This window comes from Hyunsoonleella sp. 2307UL5-6 (assembly GCF_047345485.1).
Classification (GTDB): domain Bacteria; phylum Bacteroidota; class Bacteroidia; order Flavobacteriales; family Flavobacteriaceae; genus Jejuia.
Window position 1 is genome coordinate 84524 of sequence record NZ_JBLFEN010000005.1, and the last position, 20272, is coordinate 104795.

14 protein-coding genes and 1 tRNA gene are annotated in these 20272 nt (G+C 31.7%); 3 read left to right on the forward strand and 12 right to left on the reverse strand.

Annotation, left to right across the window (positions count from 1 at the left end):
- Nucleotides 1–96: 96 nt before the first annotated feature.
- The 3 genes from ACKGJY_RS10450 to ACKGJY_RS10460 form a co-directional block, all read right to left on the reverse strand.
- Complete coding sequence (locus ACKGJY_RS10450) at nucleotides 97–549, reverse strand: 6-pyruvoyl trahydropterin synthase family protein (RefSeq protein WP_413973835.1); 453 nt, start codon at nucleotides 547–549, stop codon at nucleotides 97–99.
- 340 nt (nucleotides 550–889) lie between these two features.
- The gene (locus ACKGJY_RS10455) at nucleotides 890–2224 is read right to left on the reverse strand and encodes an MATE family efflux transporter (protein WP_413973836.1); all 1335 of its coding nucleotides are present in this window, start codon (nucleotides 2222–2224) and stop codon (nucleotides 890–892) included.
- The gene (locus ACKGJY_RS10460; protein WP_413973837.1) at nucleotides 2221–2721 is read right to left on the reverse strand and encodes a GNAT family N-acetyltransferase; all 501 of its coding nucleotides are present in this window, start codon (nucleotides 2719–2721) and stop codon (nucleotides 2221–2223) included. Before ACKGJY_RS10460 ends, ACKGJY_RS10455 begins: the two co-directional genes overlap by 4 nt.
- Nucleotides 2722–2780: 59 nt before the next feature.
- Between ACKGJY_RS10460 and ACKGJY_RS10465 the strand changes: the two genes are divergently transcribed.
- Nucleotides 2781–3575: a universal stress protein gene (locus tag ACKGJY_RS10465; RefSeq protein WP_413973838.1), complete on the forward strand. Its 795-nt coding sequence runs from the start codon at nucleotides 2781–2783 to the stop codon at nucleotides 3573–3575.
- 19 nt (nucleotides 3576–3594) lie between these two features.
- A tRNA-Ala gene (locus ACKGJY_RS10470) sits at nucleotides 3595–3668 on the forward strand.
- Between the two features lie 32 nt (nucleotides 3669–3700).
- Here the strand turns inward: ACKGJY_RS10470 and ACKGJY_RS10475 are convergent.
- The 5 genes from ACKGJY_RS10475 to ACKGJY_RS10495 form a co-directional block, all read right to left on the reverse strand.
- The gene (locus ACKGJY_RS10475) at nucleotides 3701–5377 is read right to left on the reverse strand and encodes a glycerol-3-phosphate dehydrogenase/oxidase (protein WP_413973839.1); all 1677 of its coding nucleotides are present in this window, start codon (nucleotides 5375–5377) and stop codon (nucleotides 3701–3703) included.
- A 7-nt stretch (nucleotides 5378–5384) separates the two neighbouring features.
- Complete coding sequence (locus tag ACKGJY_RS10480; protein WP_413973840.1) at nucleotides 5385–6227, reverse strand: alpha/beta hydrolase family protein; 843 nt, start codon at nucleotides 6225–6227, stop codon at nucleotides 5385–5387.
- 2 nt (nucleotides 6228–6229) lie between these two features.
- On the reverse strand, nucleotides 6230–8983 hold the full coding sequence (locus tag ACKGJY_RS10485) for a PD-(D/E)XK nuclease family protein (RefSeq protein ID WP_413973841.1): 2754 nt from the start codon (nucleotides 8981–8983) through the stop codon (nucleotides 6230–6232).
- Between the two features lie 74 nt (nucleotides 8984–9057).
- Nucleotides 9058–10461, reverse strand: a complete 1404-nt coding sequence (locus ACKGJY_RS10490; protein ID WP_413973842.1) for an OmpA family protein — start codon at nucleotides 10459–10461, stop codon at nucleotides 9058–9060.
- Between the two features lie 181 nt (nucleotides 10462–10642).
- Nucleotides 10643–13786 (reverse strand): UvrD-helicase domain-containing protein, encoded by a 3144-nt coding sequence (locus tag ACKGJY_RS10495; RefSeq protein ID WP_413973843.1) that lies wholly within the window; start codon nucleotides 13784–13786, stop codon nucleotides 10643–10645.
- Between the two features lie 125 nt (nucleotides 13787–13911).
- Here ACKGJY_RS10495 and ACKGJY_RS10500 point away from each other — a divergent pair, with 125 nt between their 5' ends.
- The gene (locus tag ACKGJY_RS10500) at nucleotides 13912–14520 is read left to right on the forward strand and encodes a superoxide dismutase (protein ID WP_413973844.1); all 609 of its coding nucleotides are present in this window, start codon (nucleotides 13912–13914) and stop codon (nucleotides 14518–14520) included.
- A gap of 200 nt (nucleotides 14521–14720) precedes the next feature.
- On the opposite strand, the gene ACKGJY_RS10505 is transcribed toward ACKGJY_RS10500, so the two are convergent.
- The 4 genes from ACKGJY_RS10505 to ACKGJY_RS10520 form a co-directional block, all read right to left on the reverse strand.
- The gene (locus tag ACKGJY_RS10505; protein WP_413973845.1) at nucleotides 14721–15635 is read right to left on the reverse strand and encodes an Abi family protein; all 915 of its coding nucleotides are present in this window, start codon (nucleotides 15633–15635) and stop codon (nucleotides 14721–14723) included.
- A gap of 604 nt (nucleotides 15636–16239) precedes the next feature.
- Entirely contained in the window at nucleotides 16240–16596 is a 357-nt protein-coding gene (locus ACKGJY_RS10510) for a hypothetical protein (RefSeq protein WP_413973846.1), read from the reverse strand.
- Between the two features lie 687 nt (nucleotides 16597–17283).
- Entirely contained in the window at nucleotides 17284–19182 is a 1899-nt protein-coding gene (locus ACKGJY_RS10515; RefSeq protein ID WP_413973847.1) for an amidophosphoribosyltransferase, read from the reverse strand.
- Between the two features lie 82 nt (nucleotides 19183–19264).
- A complete protein-coding gene (locus ACKGJY_RS10520; protein WP_413973848.1) occupies nucleotides 19265–20191 on the reverse strand; it encodes a PfkB family carbohydrate kinase in 927 nt (308 codons plus the stop codon).
- Between the last annotated feature and the right edge of the window lie 81 nt (nucleotides 20192–20272).

Below are 20272 nucleotides of genomic sequence, written 5' to 3' on the forward strand. Positions count from 1 at the left end.
GTACGTGCGCTAGGGATTGAACGGCATGTTTGAAATCCCCGACGTAGGAGGGATTGAGTAGTGAAAGCCCGACCCTTTAGGGTAGCGCCCAAAAAATTAATTTTGATCGGCTGCAAACCACTCTGCAAAACTAGTGGCAGTTTCTCTAAGCTTTAAGGAATGTAGTTTTATGTTTTCTGGAAGATGTGTTTGTATCTTTTTTGCAAAATCTATAATCATCATTTCACTAGTAGGTTGGTAATCTACAAGTAATACGTTGTGCCCTTCTTTTTTTAAAGTAGCGCCAAGTTGCGCATGTGGTGTGTTTTTATTGAATACTATGGCATGATCGAAAACTTCTTCTATCTCTCTTTTTACAATCTTTTTTAGATCGCCAAAATCGATAACCATGCCGTATTTTGGATTAGTAGCATCTGAAATGGGTTTACCAATTACTGTAACTTCTAAACTATAACTATGCCCATGTACATTTTTACATTTACCATCATAACCATAAAGTGCGTGACCAGTTTCGAAAGAGAATTGTTTGGTGATGCGTATATTACTCATTTGTGTGATATTGGATGGCAAATATACTATCTTCTTCGTTTTTTATTTACAAAATAAACGATTATTAATACCAAGGCTAAAAGTAAAAAAAGGCCGTTGCCGCTTAAAAAGTTTAGTATATCCATAATTTAAATTATTGTGTGTTGTTTTTGTTATGTTTTTTACTGTGATAGTATATCATGTAGGCGATAATTACTAGAACTATAAGAGGAATTATTGAGCCCATAAACACGCCTATTTCGTAGCTTTTATCTGGTGCGTTATTAATTTTTTCTTCAATATTTAAATTTTGAAAAAAACCACATATTAGATGTATTGATTGTAACATGATGCTGTAAAGTTAATTGTTTTTAGCGAGTGGTATAAAGCGTTTTCTAAAATTAATAAATAATGGTAACGCTCTAGCTATCATCCAAAATGTAAGGGCTATAAATATGCCTTTTAGTTTGAAGTTAAAATAATCTAAACTGTAAAGTATTGGTATAAATACTAGAAATGTTGCGAGGAGCAAAACGTTTCTAAGCGTACTCATTTTGCCTAAACCTTTAAAAATACCATCGAAAATAAAAGCAATAGCACAAATGGGTTGCATGAGGAGTACTATCCAAAAAACATCGTAAAACTGTTCTAAAACTTCGGGTTCTTTGGTAAATAAAATGCCAATTGGTTTATAAATAAGAAACCCAATACATGTTAAAGTTATACCAACTAAACCTCCTATTTTTATAAGTTTTTTATTGAGTGTTACTAAATTTTTATATTGTTTTGCGCCAAATAATCGTCCCGACATAATATTACCAGCACCTGCATAACCATCTATTACAAAAGCGCCTAGAAACCATAAATTAATGGCAATTGTATATGCTGCAATATAGTTTTTACCATAACCTGTAGCAAATCGGGTAGCAAAATACAGTGTGATATTAAGCGCTAAAGTCCTTATAAAAAGATTAAAAATCATAATTATAAAGCGGTTAATTTCTTTATTAAAAGGAAATGTTGGTAGCAATGGTATGTTTGTTTTTTTTAATAAATAGTACCCAGAACATAATGCCATTAGTAATTGTGCTATTACACTAGCATAGGCAGCGCCTTCAATATTCATAGGTGCTATATATCCAGAAATGCCATAGACTAAAACAACATCTAAAATAATGTTTACAGAGGCGCCAATAATGGCAACTATCATAGGATAATAGGTGTTTTGTAAGCCTCTAAATGTACCAAAAACAGCGATTGTAAATAAAGTAAATGGAAAACCAAATACTCTAATTTTATAGTATACAATGCTGTAATCTAAAATTAAACCAGAGGCGTTGTATAGTTTGAAAATTTGACTTGCAAACGGGTATGTGCTAACAATGATTAGCAGACTTAACGAGGTTATTATAAAAATGGCTTGTGCTGGTAGGTTTTTTACTGCTACTATGTTATTAGCTCCAAAGTATTGAGAAACTATAGCAGATATGGCACTGCGTGTTTGCCCTAAAATCCAAATAAGCATGGATAGAAATGTACCAACAATACCAACGGCTGCTAAAGATTCTACTGCATTCACAGTGATATTCCCAACAATTGCGGTATCTGTTATAGACAGGATAGGTTCTGATATCCCAGAAATAAGCGCCGGAATAGCTAATTTGTTAATATGTTTTAAGCTAATGTTTGAACTCACAAGACTAATTCATAACAATGAAACGGGTGTTCGCTTTGTTTTGGGAAATAAATATCGCCTAACTTTTTATAGCCCCGGCGTTTATAAAACGTTTGGTTTCTTTTATTTTGAGAAAATGTATCTAGCCTTATAGAAGTATACGCGTTTGTTTTAGCATAATTTTCAGCAAAAGTGAGTAGTTGTTGTGCATAACTTTTGCTTTGATAGTCTGGATGAACCGCAAGCCGATGAATATAAATATTATTACCATTAGGCGTTAACCACGCAATAGGAATGTATTCTTCATCCATATTTGTTGATATAGTAATACAACCAATAATTTTATTTTTAACTTCTAGTACATAGCACTCGCCTCTATCAATATCACTTTTAAAAGCTAACGCATTGGGGTAAAATTCATTCCACTGAAAGATGTTTTGACTTATCATGAAAGCCGCACATGATTTAGTAATTAATAAAATTTTATCTACATCATCATGTATTGCTTTTCGTATCATTTAATTGTTTTACTTTTGCCTTATAATTTAGTGTAAAATTACGCTTTAACTATTTAGTTATGAAAAATATTTTAGTTCCTGTTGGTTCTTCTAAAAATGCAGTAAGCCATTTGCAATATGCGGTTGATTTTGCCGAAGCTTTTGGAGGTAAAGTATTTGTGGTACAAGTTTACAATGTATTTACAAAGGCTGGAACCATGACAAATGTTAATTCTATTATTGAGCGTGAAAGCCTAGAGTTTCTAAATGGATTAGTTTCTAAAGTTAACACCAAAAGTGTAGATGTAATTGTAAAAGTTTTAAAAGGTAATTTAATTGATACTTTAGAATTAGCTTGTAAGGCTGCTGATGTAGGTTTGGTTTTGGTTGAACCCAGAACAAACTCTATTAAAGATGAAGTGTATTTAGGTAAAACTTCGGGTAAAATTGTAAAGAAAATGGATGTGCCTGCATTAATAGTACCTGAAGGTTATGTATTCTCTAAGCCTACAAATATTTTAATGGCCATTAAATCTGCCATTATTAAAAAAGAAAATGCATTGCAACCTCTTAAAGACTTTAAAACTAAATTTGATACTACAATAGATTTGTTATTGGTAAAAACACCATATCATAACGAAGATGATTTTAATGTAAATGAAGAATTAAATGCACTAATTAGAAATACCACACGGTCTGTTAATGCCACAACATTTCAAGGCGTACTAGAGCATTTCCAATCGCATAATCCCGATATACTTTGTGTAGTAAGACGTAAACGTGGATTTTTTGCCAAAAAATGGGAAAAAGATACTATTTTAAGGAAAGACTTTTTTATTAAAACACCTGTTTTAGTGTTAAGCGGATTAAAATAAGTAGTTTAAATAAAAAAAAGGGGATGTAGCTCAGTTGGCTAGAGCGCTTGACTGGCAGTCAAGAGGTCGTCGGTTCGAATCCGATCTTCTCCACAAAAAAGCAATGCCATTTGGTATTGCTTTTTTTATATAAAATCTTCATCGTAAAATGTAGTCGCGTCTTGGAGTGCGGTATTTAATCTATCTTCTTCTATTTTAATCCTACCCTTATCCCAATTTAAATATTCGGAGATATCCTTTATAATTATAGCTTTGTAATGTTTAATACTTTCTATATCAAAATACAATCGCCCTGTACGTCTTATAAAAAAATCATTTAAACTATTTACCATCTCATAATATACGCTATACCAAAGTTCAGCTCGAATTAAATGTTCCAAGCTGGTATTAGTACTAAATGTTTTTGATTTATCAATGATAATATCGGCTTGTTTACCATAAAACGAGCATAGGTACCAAGAGTGATAAGCATCATTAATACCTAAATTAGCTAGCTGTTTTTCTATTTTTTTTTGATACGCTTGCACTTCATCGTTAGTAGTAAGTGCGGGGTTTACTAACGTTAACGTTTCCGTTTTTGAAGTTTCAAACTTGAGCTTATCCTCTTCTTCACTATATGTGTTTAAAACTGCATTTAAAGCTCTATAAGCCATTTTTCTATACCCGGTAAGCTTTCCGCCAGCCATAGATATCAAGCCGCTATCTGATACGAATATTTCGTCTTTTCGGGATAACTCTGAAGCAGATTTATCGTCTTCATGAATTAAAGGTCGCAAACCAGCCCAATTAGATTCAATATCATCAATAGTTAAATTTACCGTTTTAAACATGTTGTTTACAGCGTTTAAAAGATAATTCGCATCTGCTTTTGTTGCAATAACACGATCTAAACTTCCAGAATAATCAGTATCTGTAGTGCCAACATAGGTGGTACGTCCTCTTGGAATAGCAAATACCATTCTACCATCGGGCACATCAAAATAAATGGATTGCTTTACGGGTAATTTATTAAAAGGAAACACTAAATGTACACCCTTTGTAAGGTGCAACCTTTTATTGGTAATAGACTTATCTTTTTTTCGCACATTATCAACCCAAGGTCCAGCGGCTGACACATAGTTTTTAGCCTTTATAGTCAATACATTTTCAGTATTTAAATCTTTACAATTTAAACTTTCTATTTTGGACGCGCTATCGTAATTAAATCCTGTCATTTCACAATAATTCACAACGGTAGCGCCTAATTGGGTTGCTTTTTTTAAGATTTCAATAGTTAATCGTGCGTCATCTGTTCTATATTCAGCATACAAACCACCGCCAACTACAGTTTGCGTATTTAGTAAAGGCTCTTTTTCTAAAGTTTCTACTTTATCTAGCATTTTTCGTCTATCATCACCCTTTACATCCGCTAGAAAATCATATACTTTTAAACCTAAAGCGGTCATTAGTTTTCCATAAGTGCCGCCTTCAATTAAAGGCAATAGCATTTTTTGAGGTGTAACTAGGTGCGGTGCTAAGTTGTGAACAATGGCACGTTCAGACCCTGATTCTCTTACCAAACTAATTTCAAAATTCTTTAAATAACGTAAACCACCGTGTATAAGTTTGGTGGATTTATTACTGGTGCCAGAAGCAAAATCGTTTTTCTCTACAAGACACACTTTTAGTCCTCTAGCAGTAGCATCTAAAGCAATACCAGCTCCTGTAATACCGCCACCTATAATCGCCAAATCGAAAGTTTCTGTTCTCAATTTAGCAATTTGTGCATGTCTATATAATACTGAAAATTTTGAAGTTTGCACTGTACAGTTATTTATTAAAAAAAGTAATCATTTTTTCAGTTGCCATTTTTAGCTCTTTAGAAACTTCCATATTATCCCAAGGATGCTTTACGTTAAATACATGGTCTGCACCTTCTATAATTTCTAGTTGGCTATCAGAATTCCATTGGTGAAGTTTGTAAGCCTCATCAATCAATACACTAGTATCTTTATCACCATGAATAATTAAATATGGAATTTTTAAATTTGAAACAGCTCGTTTTATGGTTAAGCGCTCCTCATTCTCAATAAAATTCTCATAAAATTGATAGAAATGTGGCATTTGTTGTTTTGTTCTGCCATTCATTACATATTTAACACCATCTTTTTTCCACTCTTCTAAGTTACCAATAGTAGCAGTACGTTTACCATATGCGCAAACCCCTGCAAGACTTACCACTTTACTAATTCGCGCATCTTCTTCTGCTTTTATGGTTACTATACCACCGCCACGACTGTGGCCAATTATATGTATATTATTTGTATCGCTATTTGCTTTATAATTGTTGTTTGAAGAACTCCAATCCAACACAGTTTCTAGATCATCTAACTCTTTAGTGTAATTGTTATTACCAAATGCCTCTAAATCTGGAAAATCAATAGGTTGCTCAACGGTGCCTCCATTATGTGAAAAATTAAATTTTATGAAAAAGAATCCTGCTTCAGCAAATGCATTTGCCATAATATCCCAAGCACCCCAATCTTTAAAACCTTTATAACCATGACAAAAGATAACAATAGGTTTGGGTTTTGCATAGTCATTATAAAAAACATCTACTAAAATTGGTTTTTCATGTTTCCCTTGTACTATTATATTTTTTGAAATTTTCATGTTTATACTTCTTTTTCAGTAAAATCTATATCTGGATTACATATTTCTAAAATTAGGCGTTTTAACTCTATTTCGAATGCTTCAATAGTGTCTATTGTAATTAAAGTATTCTTTTTTCCTCTAGAACTTTCTTTTTTAGCAAATTTTAAAAATCCTGAGCCTAAGTTTTTAAACGAAATAATACCAGCTTCAATTGGAAGGCTAATTTTATTAGATGTATACATCATGTATGCATACGTTAATATCTGAAAGCTTTTACTATATTTTTTATAATCTGTTGTAATAGCATCCCAATCCACAACCTCTACTTGGTTTTGTTGTACACTACCTGTTTTATAATCTATTATTCTTGTGGTGCCATTATAGGCATCTACACGATCTACTTTTCCTGTAATTCTAACTGGAAAATCAAGCTCTTGAATACTTAAAGTGATATCGTTGTTTGCTTCAATTTGAAGAATTTTTATCTCATTACCAGCTTTTACATCCTCAATTTCAGCATTTAAAAAATTTAAAACGTAGCGCTTAGCGATTTCAAATACAATAAGGTTTTTTCCTTTTGAAATATCACCTTCTTTATATTCATTTTTAAAATGAAAACTTACACGTTCTTCAATTTTAGATTTTAAATTTTTAATAAGCTCTACAGTTAAAACCTGATTGATAAAAGGTGTGTAAAAATCTTCTAGTGTATTATGTACAACAGTTCCTAAGGTATTTGCCGCAACAGTTTCCTCAACATCTTCATATTCTCGAATTTTTAAAATCTTTTGATAATAAAAGTCGATAGGGTTCCTCATGTAATTTGTTAATGATGAAGGAGAAAATCCTTTTTTTGCCACAGAAAAAACAGCTGCTAATAACGCTTCTGTTTTAGTAATTACTTTTAGTTCTTGAGTAATTATGGGCACTTTAGGCACTACTATGCTATGATTAATTGTATGAATACCTTCTAATTCTAGTTGGGTAATAAATCTACTTTTTTCACCCCCAATTAACACATCTGCTTCTGTGTTGTAAAGTATATAAACCTTTTTGGCGCGCTGTAATAACCTATAAAAATGGTAGGTGTATACCGCATCTTTTTCTTTATAGGTTGGTAAATTGTTCTCTAGTTTTACATCAAAAGGTATAAAAGAATTATTACTCTTTCCTGCAGGCAATACACCCTCGTTTACAGAAGAAATAATAACAGTCTCAAAATCTAAAACACGAGATTCTAACATTCCCATAATTTGTAAACCTTCTAAAGGTTCGCCCAAAAAGTCTAAAGTCTCAGAACTTAGTAATTCTTTATAAACACTATAAAGAGATGCTATATCCTTAATGTAATTGTACGTTGTATTTAGTCTTAAAACTTCATTAAATAATGTATTGAATCGGTACAAATACTCTAGAGACAACCTATTTGATGACTTGTCGTCATCTAAGTGCGTTTTAATATTAAATATTAAATTAGTACAGTTAGATATAGCGGTTTCTATTGATGTATCCCATTGAGAAAATAACAAACCTAAAAGTTTTTCCTGTTTTGGTACAATTTGCGTAAGCTCTTCAATTTTAAGATACGTAAGGTTATTACTATTTATATATTCAACAAGTTTATTTGCTGTATCTATGGTATCGTTTAAAAATAATGGTTTAATAAATGGATGCGATACTACTGTAATAATATCTTTATAGTAGAAATTTTTAGAACTGGTTTTATGAATACGAAATAAATGCTCAAAAAGTGATGCTAATGGAATTGATTTTAAAGGAAAACCCATTGTAATATTAAGCGCTTCTATACTTGTTGGTAGCGAATTTAAAACTGGTACTAGTAAATTCTCATCACCTAAAACTACCGCAGTGTTTTCTAAACCTTTGGGAGTTGCCTTTAAGTTTTCTAGCAATTCTCCTATATATTTTGCTTGCCCAACGTTTTTAGGAATTCCAAAAACTGATATGTTTTTATGTTCTGAATAATGTGAAGTTAACCATTTAAAAGCTTGAGTTTTAAAATGAGGCCAGCTAGCACTATGTGATCTAATAAAATAACCAGCATCGTGTTTTGTATTATCTATAAAATTAGCATCAATATCCCAATAGATTTTAGCAACATCATTTTTAAGTAGTTCTTGTATGATAGTTTCTTCTGCAGTATTTAAGGCATTAAACCCTAAAAAAATGAATGTTTTGTCATCTATCTTTTTTAAATAAGACTCTATATTTTTAGCGGCTTCTCTATAAATTAAGCCTTGATATCCAATCTTCTTATCTATTAAAGCAGAGGTAAAATGTTTGTAATATGTTGTTAGCTTATTCCAAAATGAAAGATACTTTTTTATAAATTCTGTTTGATTTTTTTCAGAAGACCAATGGTTAATTTCTTGAATAGCTCCTAAATATTCAAAAATTTGTTCTTGTGGAATAAGATAACGATCAATCTCGTTAAAGTCTTGTAATAATATTTGCCCCCATTTAGTAAACGACTCGAATGTGTCTTGTTTCGGTTTTTCTGTTAAGTCTTGATAAGTAGCATAAAATTCAAAAAGCAAATCTGTATTGTTTGCGCTTTTAAGGTGTGATACCTCTTCTACAAACTCTTCAATACTTAATATATCTGGAGCAAATATTGATGTTTTGTTTACTTTAGATAGTTGATGTTTTAAGAATAAACCAGCTCTTTTACTGGGCAGAATAAACGTTAATTCAGAAAAGTTATAATTACTCTTTTGTAAATCTTTTAAAACATCAAAAATAAAACTGGTCATATATATAAAAATAAAAAACGCTTCGGGAATACCGAAGCGTTTTTAAACTTATTTATGTTAAGAATTAACTAATCTTATTTTGCTAAGTTAATTTCTACACGTCTGTTATTAGCTCTACCAGCTCTAGTCTTGTTAGAGTCTATTGGTCTAGATTCTCCGTATCCAAGAGCAGATAATCTAAATGCATCAATACCATTAGTTACTAAGTATTCTTTAACAGAATTAGCTCTAGAGTCAGATAATCTCTGGTTTAATGTATCACTACCAACACTATCCGTATGACCTTCTACTGTAAACTTAGCAGTTGGGTATTCTTTAAGAATTGCAATAATATCAGCTAAAACAGCTGCAGATTGTGCTTTAATAGTAGATTTACCTGTATCGAATAAGATAGTTTTAGCATATTCGTTTAAAGTAGCTTGAACTGCTTCAGTTACTTCAGGACAACCATTGTTTGCAACAGTACCTTTAACATCTGGACATTTATCGTCTTTGTCTAGTACACCGTCACCATCTTTATCAGCCCAAGGACAACCTTTGTTTGCAGCAGGACCTGCTTCGTCTGGACATTTATCATCAGCATCAGTAACACCGTCACCATCAGCATCAGGACAACCAGCCAAAGCTTTTAAACCAGCTACAGTAGGACAGTTATCGTTTTTATCAACAACACCATCACCGTCAGCATCAGGACATCCGTTGAATTCAGCTGCACCAGCTTCATTAGGACAATCATCTTTACTGTCTTCAATTCCATCACCATCAGTATCAGGACATCCGTTGAATGCTTCTAAACCAGCAACATCTGGACAAGCATCATCTTTATCGTAAATTCCATCACCGTCAGTATCAGTTCCTCCAAATCTAATTGAAATCCCCGCAGAATGTTGGAAGTGTGTATCTAAATAATCTTCAAACGCATGTTTGTAAGATGATTGGATAGTTAAACCAATGTTTTCATTAAACCAAAGGTTAAAACCTAAAGTACCGTTTAAGGTACCAGCTCCAACTTCATCAATCCAAGTGTAACCACCACCGATTCCAACAAAAGGATCGAAAGTTTTCCACTCTAAAGCCTCTCCGATACCATATTTAATAGTACCATCTAAACCGTAGTAAGATAAATCGTCTACATTACTTGTAACATCTTCAACTGATCCTGGAACATCTCCCCACTGATCAATTTTGTTTAAAGATCCAGCTACTCCAAAAGAAAATCCATTTCCTATGTATTTAGAAACAGAAATAGTAGATAATGAGGGTAAAATGTTGTAATGATCGTCTACGTTAGCAAACTCATCAAAAATAGTTTCACTAGCTGTACCGCCAGTAGTAAGTAGACCATCACCTGTAGGGTAAGCATCAACTGCATTAACTCCAATGGTAATTTGCCAAGGGTTGTTTTTGTCTTGCGCATCAACGTTGCTATAACCTAGTACAAGCAACATAGCTAACAATAATCGGCTAAGATTTTTCATATTCAAAAGTTTAATTTTTAAGTGTTAATCGTGAACAAAAGTAAGTTGTTAAATGTTATTAACAAAGACAAATATATAAAAAAATTGGACATTACCTTTATTCATAGGTATTTCAGAATGATTTTAGATAACAATTAGTGCAAATAAGCACATTATGAGAAAAATAATTCTTTAATCTGCTTTAAAAAGTTTCTATATATATGTCTTTATTACTGTAAACAAGGATTTTTTTAGCAATTACATATCCCATACTTTCTATGGTGGTACCATAGTCGTGGAGTTGATTTTTGTGACTTTGCCTTGGCTCTCCTGTTTTGTAGTCAATAATTACAACGGTATTATTCTCCTTATTAATAACCAATCTATCAGGACGCATTATTCGTCCTGTAGCAGTAATAATATCTCTCTCGTTATATATTGTATATTTAGAGTGGTAATATATTTCTAGTTCTCGATGGTTTACAATTTTTAAAACTAGCGCCTTAATAGCATCTTTTTGGTCTTTAGAAATTTTAGACGCATTATAGGCATCTTGTATTGCCATATCAACATCATCTTTTGTTTTTATTTTAGCCATAATATCATGAACTAAATTACCTTTTTCTATGGCTTCTTGCTGATGCGTATCCCAGAGTGTTCCTGATTTTGTGACGATGCTAACATTTAAATCTTCTTTAGCACTTGATATAAACTTATTTTGCTCTATTATTAATGTACTATTTTTAACACTATTGATTTCTTTTTTAGAATTTCCAAAACTATAAGTATCGCTTATACCGTTCCATTTGCCCAAATGTTTCAAATACTCAATCAATAATCCAGAATATTTCTTTTTAGAAGCTTCTGCTTTTAAGTTATCATCATTTTTAGAAATAATATAAAGATGTTGTTTTGCTCTTGTTAAAGCAACATACAACAAGTTAATATTATCCAATTCTTGTTGTGATTTATGGGTATTGTATACTGCCAACCCTTGTGGTCCAAAATGCTCAAAATCTGAATTAAAATTTAAAAGTGTGTGTGTAAAACCCGCATACATATCCTTATTTAGTTGGTACCATTCTTTGGGTTCTATTTCTTTATAAATATCTAAATCAGCGTAAGGAAAAATCACCACATCAAACTCTAAGCCTTTAGATTTATGTATTGTCATAATTTGCACAGCATTTTTACCTTCTGGAGACACAATACTCAACACATCTTTTTTCTTTTCAAAATAATCTAAAAACCCTGAAATACTAGAGCCTTTTTTAGTATAAAAATCTAAAACAACATCAAAATACCCTTGTAAATAGGCATTTGTACTTTTTATTAAGTTGAAGCTTCTAGCTATAGTTTCTACTAAATCGTATAGCGGTAATTGAATTAAAGTAGCGCTGTTTACAAAAATAGAATACTGCTCTAACGTTTTAAATAGTTGTTGCAAAGAGAGATTGATATGTTTTGAAAAAAACTGATGTATATCTTTAATTTCTAATAATTCTGATAAAAAATGTAAAACTTCAATTTTTATCTCATTATTTTTAGGTTGCATTAAAAGCTTTAAAATATTGTGTATACATAAAACCTCTGGCGCATTGGCAATTAATAAAGTTTCTGAAGATAAAATAGGAATATCATGTTCACTCAAATAATTTGCAATAGCAATACCCTCCTTCTTCTTTCTTACTAAAACGGTTATGTCAGCATATTCAAAACCACTATTTTTACAGGTATTTATGGTATTTAACACTGCGTTTGTAAAAACTTCATCTCTATTATCTTCTTTTTCTATATTTAAAAAAGATAATTCTACATATCCATCTTGTTCATTGTTTACGTTTTGATATGCATTATTGTATAATTTTGCATAATCTTCATTTTGAAATACCACGTTTGCAATATATTGAAACAGCCCGTTATTAAAACTAATAATTTCTTTAAAACTCCTGTAATTAGTCTCTAAATTATTAACCTCTTGGGTGTTGTAAAACGGATGCACCTTTAAATTAAATAAATCGATAAATTGTTCTGCCTTTCCGCCACGCCATCTATAAATAGCTTGTTTAGCATCACCTACTAACATAGCACTGCCAGCTTCTGCAGATAGTGCATTATTAACAAGTGGTATTAAGTTTTCCCATTGTTTAACTGAGGTATCTTGAAACTCATCAATAAAATAATGCTTAAATTTTTCGCCAATACGCTCGTATATAAATGGTGTAGGTTGGTCTTTAATTTCTTCACTTATAATACTATTAAATTCAGAAATCAACATCTTATTTTGATCCTCCTTTAAAAAAGTTAGTTCTTTATCAATAGCATTTAAAACAGAAAGTGGTGTGATATTTTTATAAAACGCTTTTAAAAATTTAAGATGAAAAACAGCCGCCTTAACGGTTTTTAAATACACCTCTATTTCTGGAAGAATACTATCAATCATTCCAGCCAAAACAGAATCTAAGGTTTTATTATAAATGTCTTTTCTTTCTAAAATATTTTCCTCAAGTTTAGTATCGTACAAACGATAAAACTCAAGCTTTGCTGCTTTTTTAAAATGATTAGGCAAACTACCTCTTTTAAAATTAGAATGCTCTAAACCAGATGCAGCAATATGGTTTAAAACAGCATTAGCATTTGTTGTAATTAGTGCTTCTGCCTCTACAATTTTAGATTTTAATAGTTTTTTTAACCTATTAAAATCATCAAGAGACTTGTCTTTAAGTGTATTTATAAAAGGAATATCATTTTCATTTATCAACAGTTTAGCTATCCTATTAAAATCTAAAGATACATCCCAGCTCTTATCATCATCGGCCTTTTCAATAGCAAAGTCTATTAAAACATCGGTTAATTGCTTATTAGTACCAGCCTTATGTATCAAACTATCTACAGCTTCGTTTAAAAGTGCAGCTTGATCTAGCTCAACTTCAAAATTTAATGGCAACTTTAAATCATAAGCAAACGTTCTAATAATGCGGTGCGTAAAACCATCAATTGTAGAAATATCAAAAGCCGCATAGTTATGAATAATGGTATTTAAAACTGATTTAGACTTGTTATGAAGTGTTTTTGGCGATACTTGCAACTCATCACATAACGCTAAAAACATAGTATTGTCATTATGCTCTAAAATAGCTTTATCGGCAAACGTTTTAAGCATATCAATAATTCTACTTTTCATTTCGGCTACCGCTTTATTTGTAAACGTAATAGCTAGAATACGCTTAAAACTATCATGATGTTTAGCGCCCAAAATAATTTTTAAATACGATTTTACAAGTGTATACGTTTTACCACTCCCCGCAGAGGCATTATAAATGGTAAAAGCACTTGGTATAGCCATATTATTAAATTTGCTTACAAGATAAAAACTATCAATGAGTTGATAACAATTTATTATTTTTAATTGAAGTCTTTTATGTCTAACTTTGTTGAAATTAAATATTAATTTTTTAAACAAAAATAATTATGGCTTTTGAATTACCAGAATTAGGATATGCATACGATGCTTTAGAACCAAACATAGATGCTAGAACAATGGAAATACACCACTCTAAGCACCACGCAGGTTATACAAGTAAATTAAATGCTGCTATAGAAGGTACAGATTTAGAAGGAAAATCTATAGAAGATATTCTTACTAATTTAGATATGACTAACGGTGGCGTTAGAAACAATGGAGGTGGATTTTACAATCACTCTTTATTTTGGAGTGTAATGAATCCTGAAGGAAAAGGATATTTGTCAGGAGAATTAAAAGACGCTATAGATGCCGCATTTGGCTCTAAAGAAGCATTTATGGATGCATTTTCTAAAGCGGCAGCAACACAATTTGGCTCTGGTTGGGCTTGGTTATGTGTGCATAAAGGTGGTAAAGTAGAGGTATGCTCTACAGCAAACCAAGACAATCCACTAATGCCAGGAATTGGCTGTGGTGGTGTACCTATTTTAGGTATAGATGTTTGGGAACACGCCTATTACTTAAATTACCAAAACCGTCGTCCAGATTATATCAATGCATTTTTTAATGTAATAAACTGGAATGAGGTTGAAAAGCGTTACGCTACAGTAAAGTAATACATTCACAATTTTAAATATTAAAGCAAATTCAGCAATGGATTTGCTTTTTTTATGGGCGTTTACCCTCCTAAGGTCGGGTCAAGCTATTCTCTATATCTTTTGTTGCCAACAATACAACTGAACCAAGTATTATTCAACTGACTTACTGAATTGTCTTTATTTTTTTTCCGACCTTTTTTTTAGCTTGTTTTCGGAATCTATTTAGTAGAATCTAATTTCCATAATGGTTGTTCTTTCCAATCTTCTGGAAATGACATTCCTTTATGCATATCTATATTATTGTATTTATCAAATAAATCGGTTAACCTTTCCGTAAAAGTATTTTTCGGATTAACTCTATCTAATAAATACTTTATAGCACTTAAATAAATGTAAGATTTATTCCTTGGTATATCGATTTGCTCAATCCAATTGAAAGGTAATTCCTTTGTCGCTTTTTTAATTGGTAATGATAAATTCCTATTCCAAAACCTGGAATGGTGCGCACAAATATTTCTTGTGTATGTCAGAATTTTTAACCAATTTTCTAACAATTGATATGGAACTCCATAATGCTCCGAAATTTTAGATTTAGCAGCGGTATCTTTTAGATTTTCATAAACCACAGAAAGATGGGTAAAAGTGACAATTTCTAAAGCCATCCAACTTGGTTGATAAGTATTTACATAATTTTTTCTATATTTTATCGCAAAATCTTCTGTACTGTCCGAAACCATTTTATAGGTAGTTTCAAGACTTTTTAAATGCACATCCTTATTCTTAAACAAACCCTCATAAGTGTACCAAAAAGCATCATACTTATGAGATAAAACGTAAGTCAATTTTGCTCTGAAAGATACCTCAATCTTTTCTATGTCACCAGAAATCAATTGTTTTAATTCTCTATCAAAACGATACATTTGGAATGCATTTTCAAAAGTACTCCCTTCTTTGAATTCATGGTCTTCTTTATTATCCTTTAGCATTGGATATAAATATCCACTAATTCTGTAATAACTTAAATTCTCTAATAAATGGATTGCTTTTGCTTCGTTCTTAACAATTAAACCTCTTTTTTTTAATCTGTCTAATTGCTCTTGATATGTTAACGGAGGTTTGTTATATATCTTCAAATGGAATTGGTATAAAATAAATTACCACTCCTGATACGCATGACAATCATAGGCGGGAGTGGTTTGTTGTGTACAAATATACGACATATTTGTTGTTTATCACACACAAGCAAAGAATTTTTGATAAAATTTAACACTATTTAACGAACAACTAATTGATTTTCATAATATTAAGTATTTAAAAATGAGAAAATGATTTTACTTCCGACTGTCAGTAATTTGCCTTCCCTCGAAAAAAAATAAAGTATTCAGTATGTCAATGAACGTCTGAACTGATTTTAAAGTACAGTTGGCAACAAAGTATATACTTCATTGCTAGTTCAGTTTTTACTTGCGAAAAATCTTCCGAATTTTCTCTGTCAGTTTTTATTTGCTATTTTAGTGCTTGTACACGCAACAAAGCATATACAAACACGTTATTAATAAGGCTCCCTATAAATGGAACCTTTATTCAGGACGAGGCAATGTTGTTTACAACGGTTTAGTGTATGATTTTGTTATGTGTTTAAGATACTATAGTTAGCAAATAGAAAGTACGCAAGGACTTTAGTAAGTATGCTAGAACTAGCAATAAATTATATACTGTGTTGCCTACTGTATTTTATTACGTAAACATTTTTTTAGGTACTTGGTAACTCGCTGAATACATTAAATTTTTCCCACGATTTTTAAATTCTGAAAATGCTTTTCTATACCATTTTGAGTCATTTGCTACAGTTTTATAATCTTCAAAAATTAAAACATCATAAAAATCTCTATCTAACCAAGGTTCAATTCCGAAAATAGCAATTCCATTTTTTTCAACTCGGTCAAGTACGATTTCAAAGTCAGATTCCGAGAAATAGTAAATCGATTCAGAGTCGAATCCGTCATTCAAATTTTCAAGTCCATTAAACACATTTGTTTTCAGATATTGAGATTCTTTTATTCGTTCTTCTTTGCTATAATCTATTAATTCCATTTCCGCTTCATCAAAAGTTTTCGTTTTAGTTCTATTTTTATTATTACAAATCCAATTGATACTATTTGAAGCAGTTTCTTCATATTGTGGGCAACTAGTTATATACTAACTTCTATTACCTATATCCCATTAATAAATCAAGATATGGTATGTTTTTTGCTAATGTTATCTTGTAAAGATAAATTACTAGTAAGATAAAAATGATAGTGAATAAAAAAAATAAAAAAAGAGGTTTTACTTTTCATGGGAATGGAAAATGAAAAAGGTGAACTAGATAGTTCACCTTTTTGCCCCAAATCTACCATAAACTTAACCTACTTATGTTATGGTTCGTCAAATATATAGCGATGAGAAAGCCTGCGAAAATATTTTGGCTGAACTGCTTATAAATTGGCTTAAAGGAATTTAGAATAAAAAATGATAGACGAACGGTACTAGTAAAAGAGAATTAGGTATGTAACGACAAGCTATTAGTTAACTTTTGTTTATAGAAGGGCATAAAAAAAGGCGAACAGATGTTCACCTTTTTTTGCCCCAAATCTACCATGAACTTAACCTACTTATGTTATGGTGAGACCAATTTATATTTATTTCAGACAATCTGAATATTTATTAGATGAATTGCTCATTTTTCAGACAAAGCGCATAGTTTACGGATAAACCGTAAAGTTTTGTAATAATTATAAGTTAATAGGCTCTTTCTTTATTGCCTTCGTAAAAATTAAGAAAAGCTCTATTAACGACTCTATTACCGCCATCTGTTGGATAATTACCTGTAAAATACCAATCTCCCAAATGTTCTGGGCAAGCTTTATGCAAATTTTCAACTGGTTGAAATAATATTTTAACCTCAGCATTTATAGATGTATCACTCAATAACTGTGATATTTTTAAAGAGATTTCATCATCGGTAAACGGGTCATATATTTCTTTTACAAAGTTTTTAACGTTTTTGTCCTTAAAATTCCGCTGCGCCTTACATTTATTATACACCTCTTCAACTAAATGGTATTGGTTTCTATCTTTTAGTAACGATAATGCAGCTCTAAACGCTACCAAATCTTCAAGTCTTGCCATATCTATACCATAACAATCAGGATACCGTATTTGTGGTGCAGAAGACACAACAACAATACGTTTAGGCCCTAAACGATCTAGCATTTTTAAAATACTTTTTTTAAGCGTAGTACCTCTTACAATACTATCATCTATAATAACTAAATTATCATTAGGTTTTATAACGCCATAAGTAATATCGTAAACGTGTGCTACTAAATCATCACGACTACTATCTTCTGTTATAAAGGTACGCAGTTTAACATCTTTAATGGCTATTTTCTCTACACGAATACGCTCTGATAAGATTTCAGTTACTTTATCTGCTGAAATATTACGTTGCCCATTCAATATAGTATCGGTTTTCTTTTTATTAAGTTCAGACTCGGCAGTTTCTATCATGCCATAAAAAGAAGTTTCTGCAGTATTCGGTATATAAGAGAATACAGAGTTTTTTAAATCACCCTCAATAGCCTCAATTACTTTTGGCATTAAAAGCTTACCAAGCATTTTACGTTCTTGATAAATTTCTGCATCACTTCCTCTAGAAAAATAAATACGCTCAAACGAACAAGCTTTTCTTTCTATAGGTTCTAAAATTTTCTTAATACTAAAATCACCTGCTTTTTTTGTAATGATTGCATGCCCAGGTGGTAGCTCATTTACATCTTCAAACTTTACATTAAACACGGTTTGAATTACAGGACGCTCTGATGCTACAACAACAATTTCATCATCACTATAATAATAACATGGCCTTATACCAGCAGGATCTCGCAATACAAAAGAGTCGCCATGGCCAATTAAACCAGCCATTGCATAACCACCGTCCCAATTTTTTGCGGCGCGTTTTAATATTTTAGATACTTTAAGGCGTTCTGCGATTAGAGGAGATGCTTGTTGTTTATTATAACCTTCTTTTTTTAAGTTTTTATATATTTTACTAACAGCATCATCTAAAAAATGACCTATTTTTTCCATTACGGTAATAGTATCAGTGTATTCTTTGGGGTGTTGGCCTAACTCAATTAAATTTTGAAATAGCTCTTTAACATTGGTCATATTAAAATTTCCTGCCATAATTAAGTTTCTGTGCATCCAATTATTTTGTCTTAAAAATGGGTGTACACTTTCTACACTATTTTTGCCAAAAGTACCGTAACGTACATGCCCTAAAAGCAACTCGCCAATATAGGGGATGTTTCTTTTTTGCGCTGCAACATCATTATTATATTCTGGATGGTTTTTAAATTCAGTATTTATACGATCGTTTATTTGATCAAAAATATCCTGAATAGGTTGTTGTGCTATAGATCTAACTCTACTTATATAGCGTTGCCCAGGCTCAGTATCTAACTTTATACTAGCAAAACCAGCGCCGTCTTGCCCACGGTTGTGCTGCTTCTCCATCATTAAATACATTTTATTTACGCCGTAAAATGCACTCCCATACTTTTCTTTGTAATATTCTAATGGTTTTCTAAGTCTTATGAGTGCAATTCCGCATTCATGTTTTAAAGCATCGCTCATGTTTTAAAAGGTGTTGTTTTCTCGCTTTCGCGGAAGTAATAATTATATAAAACAAAAACGCACCCTTATAGAGTGCGTTTTGTTATGTTAATTCTATATCGAACTGCGTTAGTTGTTTAAACTGTAACAGTCGTTTTTCTACATCGTCTTTTGATAGCTGTTGCATACGCTCGGTTCCAAATTTCTCAACACAAAATGATGCTAAAGTTGAACCATAGATGACAGCATTTTTCATATTCTCAAAAGATACATTTCCTGTTTTTGCCAAATACCCAGCAAACCCACCAGCAAAGGTGTCTCCTGCTCCTGTAGGATCAAACACTTCTTCTAAAGGTAGTGCAGGTGCATAAAACACATCATCATTATGAAACAATAACGCGCCATGTTCTCCTTTTTTAATGACCACATACTTTGGTCCCATATTATGAATTTTTCTTGCTGCTACAACCAAAGAGTATTCTCCGGTTAATTGTCTTGCCTCTTCATCATTTATAGTAATAACGTCTACTCGTTTTATTACGTTTAATAAATCATCCAATGCACAATCCATCCAAAAATTCATGGTATCTAAAATAGCCAGCTTTGGCTTTAGAGTCATTTGATCTAGAACACTAGCTTGCACTAAAGGATGTAAATTTCCTAGCATCACTATATCAGCATCTGTATAATTTTTTGGAACAACAGGGTTAAAATCTGCAAGAGTATTTAATTCTGTAGCTAAAGTGTCACGAGAATTCATATCGTTATGATAGCGCCCACTCCAAAAAAATGTTTTACCATCTTTAACAACTTCAATACCAGAAATATCAAGATTTTTGTTTGAGAGTAAATCTAAATAATCTTGCGGAAAATCGCCACCTACAACAGAAACAAGTGTGGCATCTATATTAAAATGAGATGCAGACAAGCCAATAAAAGTAGCTGCTCCACCTAAAATTTTGTCGGTTTTACCAAACGGTGTTTCAATAGCATCAAAGGCTACTGTACCAACAATTACTAATTTACTCATAAACTATATACCAAATTTCGATACAAATATAAGTCTTTTGAAAACTTTAAAAGCAAAAAATTATGAACAGTATTTAATACA

Coding starts and splice junctions, on each gene's coding strand:
- ACKGJY_RS10450 (WP_413973835.1), bottom strand. CDS start 549: ATGAGTAATATACGCATCACCAAACAATTCTCTTTCGAAACTGGTCAC.
- ACKGJY_RS10460 (WP_413973837.1), bottom strand. CDS start 2,721: ATGATACGAAAAGCAATACATGATGATGTAGATAAAATTTTATTAATT.
- ACKGJY_RS10465 (WP_413973838.1), top strand. CDS start 2,781: ATGAAAAATATTTTAGTTCCTGTTGGTTCTTCTAAAAATGCAGTAAGC.
- ACKGJY_RS10480 (WP_413973840.1), bottom strand. CDS start 6,227: ATGAAAATTTCAAAAAATATAATAGTACAAGGGAAACATGAAAAACCA.
- ACKGJY_RS10485 (WP_413973841.1), bottom strand. CDS start 8,983: ATGACCAGTTTTATTTTTGATGTTTTAAAAGATTTACAAAAGAGTAAT.
- ACKGJY_RS10490 (WP_413973842.1), bottom strand. CDS start 10,461: ATGAAAAATCTTAGCCGATTATTGTTAGCTATGTTGCTTGTACTAGGT.
- ACKGJY_RS10495 (WP_413973843.1), bottom strand. CDS start 13,786: ATGGCTATACCAAGTGCTTTTACCATTTATAATGCCTCTGCGGGGAGT.
- ACKGJY_RS10500 (WP_413973844.1), top strand. CDS start 13,912: ATGGCTTTTGAATTACCAGAATTAGGATATGCATACGATGCTTTAGAA.
- ACKGJY_RS10510 (WP_413973846.1), bottom strand. CDS start 16,596: ATGGAATTAATAGATTATAGCAAAGAAGAACGAATAAAAGAATCTCAA.
- ACKGJY_RS10515 (WP_413973847.1), bottom strand. CDS start 19,182: ATGAGCGATGCTTTAAAACATGAATGCGGAATTGCACTCATAAGACTT.
- ACKGJY_RS10520 (WP_413973848.1), bottom strand. CDS start 20,191: ATGAGTAAATTAGTAATTGTTGGTACAGTAGCCTTTGATGCTATTGAA.